This window comes from Corynebacterium sp. KPL4015 (genome assembly GCF_040225725.1).
Taxonomy (GTDB): Bacteria; Actinomycetota; Actinomycetes; order Mycobacteriales; family Mycobacteriaceae; genus Corynebacterium; species Corynebacterium rhinophilum.
Genome location: NZ_JBEHGF010000044.1, coordinates 1 through 7,190 on the forward strand (window position 1 = coordinate 1; position 7,190 = coordinate 7,190).

Consider the following 7,190-nt stretch of genomic DNA (forward strand, 5'->3'; position numbering starts at 1 on the left):
GTCGCGACTGACCTGTCAACCATCACGACCACTTACCCAGGAACAGACTGTCAAATAAGTCATGAATTCGGACACCGCCGTCTCCGCAGAGAGCATTTCCCCTAGTCCTGACTGACTAGGGGGTTTGTCTTGCCTGCATGGCTCATCTTTGTCTAGAACGCGAAAATCGTGGAACGCTTTTCCTGCTACCCTGATTATCTTTGCAACTAAAATTTATTGCGCGAAAGTTTTAGAAAGAAAGAATATGTAACGCAGATCGTTTAAACCCCAGGACGATTATTTTCTAACAAATCTACAAACTGACTGCTGAAAATTTGCACATCACCGCACCTCACCGCATACAATGATTATTGCGCGCGGAAACGCGTATAAGATTTTTCCAACCTCGAAAGGAATTTCGAAATGATTCTTGACCTCGTATCCAACGTACAGGAAGCGGCACACTCCGCAGTCTCCACCGGTTGGGACGCTCTTGAGCAGGCAAGCCTGTTCTTCCGTCAGGTGCCTTACTTGGTTCCGGACGCTGTTAACGAGTTTACCCGCTCCATCCTCGGCTTCTAAGATTTAAGAACCGAGAGAATGAACCCCGAGACCAAATGGTCTCGGGGTTCATTCATGTGCTGACCCATCTTGATTTCTAGCGATGGTGGAAAACTAATATGCATTAGAAACTTGTGTAGGAACAGAACGGGATTCTGTTGCTGCGGTAGTGGAGCGGTTTGTCTCGCCAGTGTTGACCGGTAGTCAGCCTCTACTTCCTCCACAAAAGTCACTCACAACAAGGCGATAGTTAGGTAGCTTCTGGTTACGGCCAGATGGCTGAATTCTCATTTTTACCTCTATTGCCGCGAACCTAGCCGCCCTAGCGTTGTATGCTGCATTTATGCCTAAATCTCTCACCTCTTCTTGGGCGATCCTTGCAGTGACTGCTGTCGCTTTTGTTGCCGGTTGCTCTAATTCCGATGAAGCTAATAATGCCGATAGCGAGCCGAATTTCACCGGATCTAACGCGACTTCAGATGCCAGCGAAGAAACCGCCCCTTCAGATACGGATGATAAAGGTGCTGGAGACGAGGATTCCGCGAAACAGCCGAGCACAGCGACAGTGCCGGAAAAGGCCCAAAAATCTGCGACAGCTAGGGAAAATAAGATCATCCCAGTAGAAGACTTGTACTCCTTGTGGGTACCAGCGTTGTGTGAACATGGCGCCGGCACGTTGGTGGATGGGACTTTGCCTGAGCACTTAAAGACTGGATATCCCAATGCTGCTGCAGGGCTAAAGCTCAACGAGGATGGAACCCCTAAGGGTGCTTACGCCGATATCAACGGCGATGGCAAAGATGAAGGCGTCATTACCTATGTCTGCGATCAAGGCGGCGTCGCCTGGCCGGATAATTTGCTTATTTATGACAATGACCTGAATTACATTACCCAGGTAGAAGACTGGACCCGTAATGGAATGGAGCCAGCACGCAGGCATATTAATCAGCTGGAGTGGACTAACGATACTGTGACCGTAACGTGGCGTGCCCATGGGGAAGGCGAATCGGGTGCTGTGGCCACGCATGAACTTACGGGAAACCTCACCTTAGACGGCGACAAAGCGAATCTAGAAATGACGGGGCACCGGAAGACCTCTTAGATCCGTCTGATTTTGCTGCGGTATTTCATACCGGGGGATGACGAGCCTAGTGCGGCGCAGAATTAATCTTGGAAACGTACAGGGCAAGTCAGGTGTGGTCGTGATGCTGGCTTTGTCCCAGAGATAAAAATGCTCGACGAAAGGACATCATGAGTAGCTCGGAACTTTATGTAGCAGCAGAATCCACTAACCCTAATGACACGTGGTGGTTCCTTGGGTTCCTTCCCATTATTTTGCTGGTCGCGTTCTGGATTGCGGCGGTTATTTCTATTATCGCTTCTGGGTACACGGTTGCGGCCAAGGTGCTCTTTATCGCCGCTACCTTTGCCCTTCCTTTCTTGGGACCGCTCATCTGGTTCCTCTTTGTTCGAGGTAGGGAAGACAAGCAAAGGCGCTAGAAGGACCATCATCCGGCTGGTTTAGGGCATATTGTGCTGTTCCAACCACGCGTTAATGCCGCCGCGCAGGGAAACAACTTGCTCGTAGCCGCGGCCGCGCAGCGCGTGGACGGCTTGCGCGGAGCGGATGCCGCTGGCGCAGTAGATAACGGCGGCATCGGCCTGGCCGATGTCCGGGTTCTCGCCGGCGAGGATGCGGTCGAGGGGCAGATGCGTTGAATGAGGAATGGTGGCACGGGCGTGTTCGGCGTCGGTGCGGACATCGATAAGCGGGGCGTGCGCGGGGATCTCGCGGACCTCGGGGGCATCGGCTGGCTGGGTAGGCTGTGCGCCGGTGGGGCGGATGGGGATATACTCCCAGGCCCCGGATAGCGCTTCATAGTAACCGAGCGTCCCGATAAGTGGGGTGCCGACGCCGGTAATGATCTTCAAAGCCTCCAGGGCCATCGCGGATCCTACCGTGCCGACGATGGGGCCCAGGACGCCGGCTTGGGAGCACGACGGAACCTCGCCCGGAGCCGGGGCGGTGGGGAAGACATCCTCGTACACAGGGCCCTTGCCGGACCAAAAGACGCTCATTTGCGCATCAAAGCCCAGGATAGAAGCCCAAATATGAGGAATGCCTAGGCTGTGGGCGGCCCATGAGCACAGGTAACGGGCGTCGAAATTATCCGTCCCATCGAGGATCACGTCGCAGCCGCGCAGCTGCTCGAGGGCGGTGGCGGATTCCAGGCGGCCGTGGCAGATGAGCTCCACCTCAGGGTTGAGGGCCCGCACCGCCGCTGCGGCTGACCCAGTCTTTGCGGTGCCAATGGCGGCGGTGGTGTGAATGACCTGCCGGTGGAGGTTGGAGGGGGAGACGAGGTCGTCATCGAAAAGCGAGATGCGGCCAACCCCGGCCCCTGCAAGGTAGAGCAGCGCCGGTGAGCCAAGCCCGCCCGCGCCGATGACCGCGACGTGGGAGTCAGCCAATTTCTGCTGGCCCTTATCACCCCACAGTGCCTCCTGACGGGCATAGCGGATGCTCATTCGAGGCCCACCCAGTTAACGGAGCCATCGCCGTGGCTTTGTTCCTTCCAGATGGGCACCTCGGCCTTGACGCGATCGGCGCAGGCCTCCGCAGCGCGGAAGGCATCGCCGCGGTGGGCAGAGGCGGCGACGACGGTAAAGGCCAGATCGCCCACCTGCAGATTGCCGGTGCGGTGGGCCGACCACAAGCGCACGGGGTGTTGGCCTGCCACTTCATCGACAATCTCGCGCAGCTTTTCTGGGGCGCTGGGGTGTGCGGAGTAAGACAGCTGAGTGACATCGGGCCGGCCGCCGTCGTGATCGCGCACGATGCCCTCGAACGTGACCACCGCGCCCATGGCTGGGGTGATGACCTCAGCTTTGGCGGTGGCAAGGAGGGGCTCGAGCGGTTGCTCGGTCAGCATAGCGCCGACAGTAAGCCCAGTCTGCGCGGCGACATAAGAAGGATCAGTGCTCATGTTTTCCTTCTAACATATCGACGATGTGGACGATTAAATCCTCTAGCACGGCGCAACCATCTTTGACCCCGCCGGTAGAACCGGGCAAGGTCATGGCAAAGGTGGTGTCATTGACGCCTGCGACCGCGCGCGAGGCCACCGCGGTGGGGATAGTCTCCAGGCCCTTATTCCAAAAGGCCATGGCGATGCCGGGAAGCTCGCGCGTGAGGTGGGGTTGGACGGCATCAACGGTGAGATCATCCGGGGTCAGGCCAGTCCCGCCGGAGGTGAGGATGACCGCGGGCTTTTCGGCGAAGGCCTGGTCCACCGCTGCGGCGATATCGGCATCAGGCACCACGCGGGCAGCGGGACAGTCGAAGCCCTTGCGGCGCAAGAAATCTACCGCGATGGGGCCCGAACGATCCTCGTAGACCCCGGCGGCGGCGCGGGTGGAGGCGGCTAAAACAATGGCGGTGCGAGCAGAACTCATAGGGGATAGACCTTTACTTCTTCTCCTGCGCTGAGGCTCTTACCGGCAGGAATGCGGATGAGGTGGGTGGCATCGACGGCCTGGGCTAACAGGTGGGAGCTAGCGCCGCCGGTAACGTGGGCCTGCGCATCGGCGTACCCGCGGCGGAATTGATCCTTGTGGGGCAGCCCCTCGATGGCGTGCGCGATTGGCACGCGATATGCCGCGGGCGCCCAGCCCAGGGTAGGGGCAACAAAGAGGCGAAAGCTCACCATGGTGGAAATCGGATTGCCGGGCAAGCAGATGACCGGGGTGCCGTGGAAACTGGCGATGCCCTGCGGCCCGCCGGGCTGCTGATCCACGTGGCCAAACCAGCCGGTGAGCACCTGCCGGATGACCTCGTATTTGCCCGCGGAAATGCCGCCGGAGGTGACGATCGCATCGGGGCGGTGGAGCTGCGTGGCCTCCTCCAGCGCGCGTGTAAGCACCTCCGGATCATCATCGGTGGTGACGTATCCGGCGACCTCGATGCCGGCGCGGTGGGCCATAGCGGAAATGAGCGGTGCATTGGCATCGGGAATAGCAGCGATGCCCGTACCAATTTCCGCGCCGCCGGTGCACACGAGGATGCGGGAGGGACGGTAAACCGTAACCTCCTCGATGCCCTGGGAGGCCAGCGCGGCCAGGCGCACCGGGGTGAGCTTTTGGCCCTTGGCGGCCAGGAGAGCGCCCTGCTCAAGATCCGTACCCGTCCCGTGGATGAATTGGCCCTCCTCAGTGGCGGGAACGGTAATGGTCTCGCCCGGCTGGAGGAACTCCTGCGGCTGGCACTTTTCAATCGGCACGATAGCTGCCGTACCCTCTGGGACCTTAGCTCCAGTCATGATGGGGCAGGCAGCGCGCAAGGGGCCATCCAGCAGCTCGGCGGGATCCGCGCCTGCGGCGATGGTGGGGCCCACCTCGTACGAGCCGGCTGCGGTAGCGGGCAGCGCGTAGCCATCCATCTGGGAATTGCTAAAGCGCGGCGAGGGGAAGGCGGTATAGACATCGGCGGCAAGGACCATCTCCTGTGCCTGCCCTAGGGGCTGGGAGATGGCTTCGCGCGGGCCGAGGGTTGCCGCGACCTCGTGTGCGTGGGTTTCGGGAGTGCGCATAGAGCCAAGTTTACCCGCGAGTTCGACACGTTCGAAGCCTGCGGGCATAGTAGGAAGCATGTTGACCGTTCACTATTTCGCCGCCGCCCGTGCTGCGGCTGGCGTAGCTTCGGAGCAGGTAAAAGCGCCCACCACCTTAGGCCAGCTCATAGAGCAGCTGGGCAAGGACCACACCGGCACCACCGAAGCCGGCATGAGCATGAAAGAGGTACTGAGGCGCTGTAATTTTCTTATCGATGGCGCCGGGAACACCCAAGCGGACTCGCCGCTCATGGGCGTGACCCGCGTTGACGTGCTGCCGCCCTTCGCTGGGGGATAACCCGTTCCTTTAGACCGGCTTGCGCAGGGGGCTGGTAAAGAAATTGACCAGGCTGCTGACCAGGGACAAGACGATGGCGCCGAAGATTGCAGAGCCCCAGGAATTGACCACGAGGTGACTAATTCCTAAGTCAAAGGTATTAAGCGTCCACTCCACGATCAGCAGGGCGGCGCCGTTGATGACGAGCGCGAATAGCCCGAGGGTGAGGCAGGTCAGTGGGGCGCCGATAAAACGCAGCACGGGCATGACCACCGCGTTAATGATGATGAAAACAATGGACACGGCAATGAAATTGCCCAGCTTATCCGGGGTGATATAAATCCCGGGAATAATGCCCACTACGACCCAGAGCGCAATCGCGATGGCGACCACGTTGAGGGCAAAATTGGTCAACGAGCGCATTTAGCCTCCTACGGTATTGTTCCATGCCTGCAGCAGGGTGTTAGTTTCTTCCTCGGTTGTAATGGTAATGCGTATGCCTTCGCTAAAGGCGCGGACGAGCACGCCGTGTGCGGCCAGGCGCGCGGCCACTTCCTGTGGTGTTCCTAGCTTTTCAATATTCGCTGCTGGCAGCCATACGTGGTTGGCCTCCGAGTGGGGAACGCCCCATTCTGCCAGTTCCTTTTCCACGCGCTGACGCTGGCCACAGGTCTCTTCGGTGCGCTCGCGCAGTGAATCCTGCGCTGCGAGCGCAGCACGGGCACCGGCCTGGGCCACGGCATTGATGGAAAAGGGAATCGCTACCTTATTCAGCGCTGCGATGATGTCTTCTGGGCCATAGGCATAGCCCACGCGCACGCCGGCCAAACCATAGGCCTTGGAAAAGGTCCGCAGGAAAACCACGTTGGGATAAGTGCCAAAAAGCTCGGTGCCCAGCGGGGTATCGGCGTTCCGGTTGTATTCGATATAGGCCTCATCGAGGGCAACGAGGACATCGCTTGGCACCGCGTCCATAAATTCGGCGAACTCCGCTTTGGTTACGGTGGTGCCGGAAGGATTATTCGGATTGCAGACGAAAATCAGGCGCGTATCCGCGGTAATCTTCTCCGCCATTGCGGCCAAATCCACGCGTTGGTCCGCATCGAGCGGAACCGGAATGGGGCGTGCACCCACCACCTGGGCAAAGATGGGATAAGCCTCGAAAGAACGCCACGGGAAGATCACTTCTTCACCGGGTGTGGTGGTGATCTGCACCAATTGCTGGCACAGCGCGGAAGAACCCGTGCCCACCGCAACCTGGTCAAAGCTCACGCCTAAGTGCTCGGCCAGATCCTCACGCAACTCGGTGGCTGCGATATCCGGGTAGCGATTGGCCTCGGCAGCGGCGCGGGCCATAGCCTCCGCGGCCTCAGGCAGCGGTGGCTGCGTGGCCTCATTAGAAGAGAGCTTGAGGGCATCATCGTGGCGCGCGCCGGGCACGTAGCCGGGGATGGCGAGTAAGTCGGAGCGAATCATGGCTACTACTCTAGGTCGTCTCTCCTGCGCGCGTGGAAGAAAACCGGGGACAAAACCAGGGGGTTAGTTTGGCCGTGGCGCATGCGGCAGGTATTGTCTTTTACGGTTCTTTCTGAACTTGGAGATGTGCCAGAGCGGCCGAATGGGGCTCCCTGCTAAGGAGTTGACCCTTCTGGGGTCCGGAGGTTCGAATCCTCTCATCTCCGCCACTGTCATGAGTCGCGACATGCTTGACAGGTCAGTCGCGACATCGTTGACAAACCGGCATCTCAGTCGTTTTTGTTCTG

10 protein-coding genes and 1 tRNA gene are annotated in these 7,190 nt (G+C 59.1%); 5 read left to right on the forward strand and 6 right to left on the reverse strand.

Translation table 11 applies throughout. The annotated features are described in order from the left end of the window. Window positions 1-402: 402 nt before the first annotated feature. The 3 genes from ABRP64_RS11325 (at window position 403) to ABRP64_RS11335 (ending at window position 2,040) form a co-directional block, all read left to right on the forward strand. Window positions 403-561, forward strand: a complete 159-nt coding sequence (locus ABRP64_RS11325) for a hypothetical protein (protein WP_284852358.1) — start codon at window positions 403-405, stop codon at window positions 559-561. 322 nt (window positions 562-883) lie between these two features. Further along, window positions 884-1,642 carry a hypothetical protein gene (locus ABRP64_RS11330; protein ID WP_349866503.1) on the forward strand — a complete coding sequence of 253 codons (759 nt, stop codon included), beginning with the start codon at window positions 884-886 and terminating at the stop codon, window positions 1,640-1,642. 149 nt (window positions 1,643-1,791) lie between these two features. Then, window positions 1,792-2,040: a hypothetical protein gene (locus tag ABRP64_RS11335; protein ID WP_349866504.1), complete on the forward strand. Its 249-nt coding sequence runs from the start codon at window positions 1,792-1,794 to the stop codon at window positions 2,038-2,040. Between the two features lie 21 nt (window positions 2,041-2,061). Here ABRP64_RS11335 and ABRP64_RS11340 read toward each other — a convergent pair whose 3' ends face one another. Genes ABRP64_RS11340 through ABRP64_RS11355 form a run of 4 tightly spaced genes read right to left on the reverse strand, consistent with a single transcriptional unit; the run spans window position 2,062 to window position 5,129 of the window. Further along, the gene (locus tag ABRP64_RS11340; protein ID WP_349866506.1) at window positions 2,062-3,069 is read right to left on the reverse strand and encodes a ThiF family adenylyltransferase; all 1,008 of its coding nucleotides are present in this window, start codon (window positions 3,067-3,069) and stop codon (window positions 2,062-2,064) included. Continuing rightward, window positions 3,066-3,527: a molybdenum cofactor biosynthesis protein MoaE gene (locus ABRP64_RS11345; RefSeq protein ID WP_284819672.1), complete on the reverse strand. Its 462-nt coding sequence runs from the start codon at window positions 3,525-3,527 to the stop codon at window positions 3,066-3,068. Before ABRP64_RS11345 ends, ABRP64_RS11340 begins: the two co-directional genes overlap by 4 nt. Further along, window positions 3,517-3,996, reverse strand: a complete 480-nt coding sequence (locus ABRP64_RS11350; RefSeq protein ID WP_284819673.1) for a MogA/MoaB family molybdenum cofactor biosynthesis protein — start codon at window positions 3,994-3,996, stop codon at window positions 3,517-3,519. The genes ABRP64_RS11345 and ABRP64_RS11350 overlap by 11 nt, the downstream gene beginning before the upstream one ends. After that, entirely contained in the window at window positions 3,993-5,129 is a 1,137-nt protein-coding gene (locus ABRP64_RS11355; RefSeq protein WP_284819675.1) for a molybdopterin molybdotransferase MoeA, read from the reverse strand. The genes ABRP64_RS11350 and ABRP64_RS11355 overlap by 4 nt, the downstream gene beginning before the upstream one ends. Before the next feature lie 58 nt (window positions 5,130-5,187). On the opposite strand from ABRP64_RS11355, the gene ABRP64_RS11360 reads away from it, so the two are divergent. Further along, window positions 5,188-5,448, forward strand: a complete 261-nt coding sequence (locus ABRP64_RS11360; RefSeq protein ID WP_284819677.1) for a MoaD/ThiS family protein — start codon at window positions 5,188-5,190, stop codon at window positions 5,446-5,448. Between the two features lie 9 nt (window positions 5,449-5,457). On the opposite strand, the gene ABRP64_RS11365 is transcribed toward ABRP64_RS11360, so the two are convergent. Both ABRP64_RS11365 and hisC read right to left on the reverse strand, forming a co-directional pair. After that, the gene (locus ABRP64_RS11365; RefSeq protein WP_349866509.1) at window positions 5,458-5,850 is read right to left on the reverse strand and encodes a phage holin family protein; all 393 of its coding nucleotides are present in this window, start codon (window positions 5,848-5,850) and stop codon (window positions 5,458-5,460) included. Continuing rightward, entirely contained in the window at window positions 5,851-6,903 is a 1,053-nt protein-coding gene (hisC, locus tag ABRP64_RS11370) for a histidinol-phosphate transaminase (RefSeq protein ID WP_284819680.1), read from the reverse strand. Between the two features lie 120 nt (window positions 6,904-7,023). Here hisC and ABRP64_RS11375 point away from each other — a divergent pair. Then, window positions 7,024-7,112: transfer RNA gene (locus ABRP64_RS11375), tRNA-Ser, on the forward strand. Window positions 7,113-7,190 lie beyond the last annotated feature (78 nt).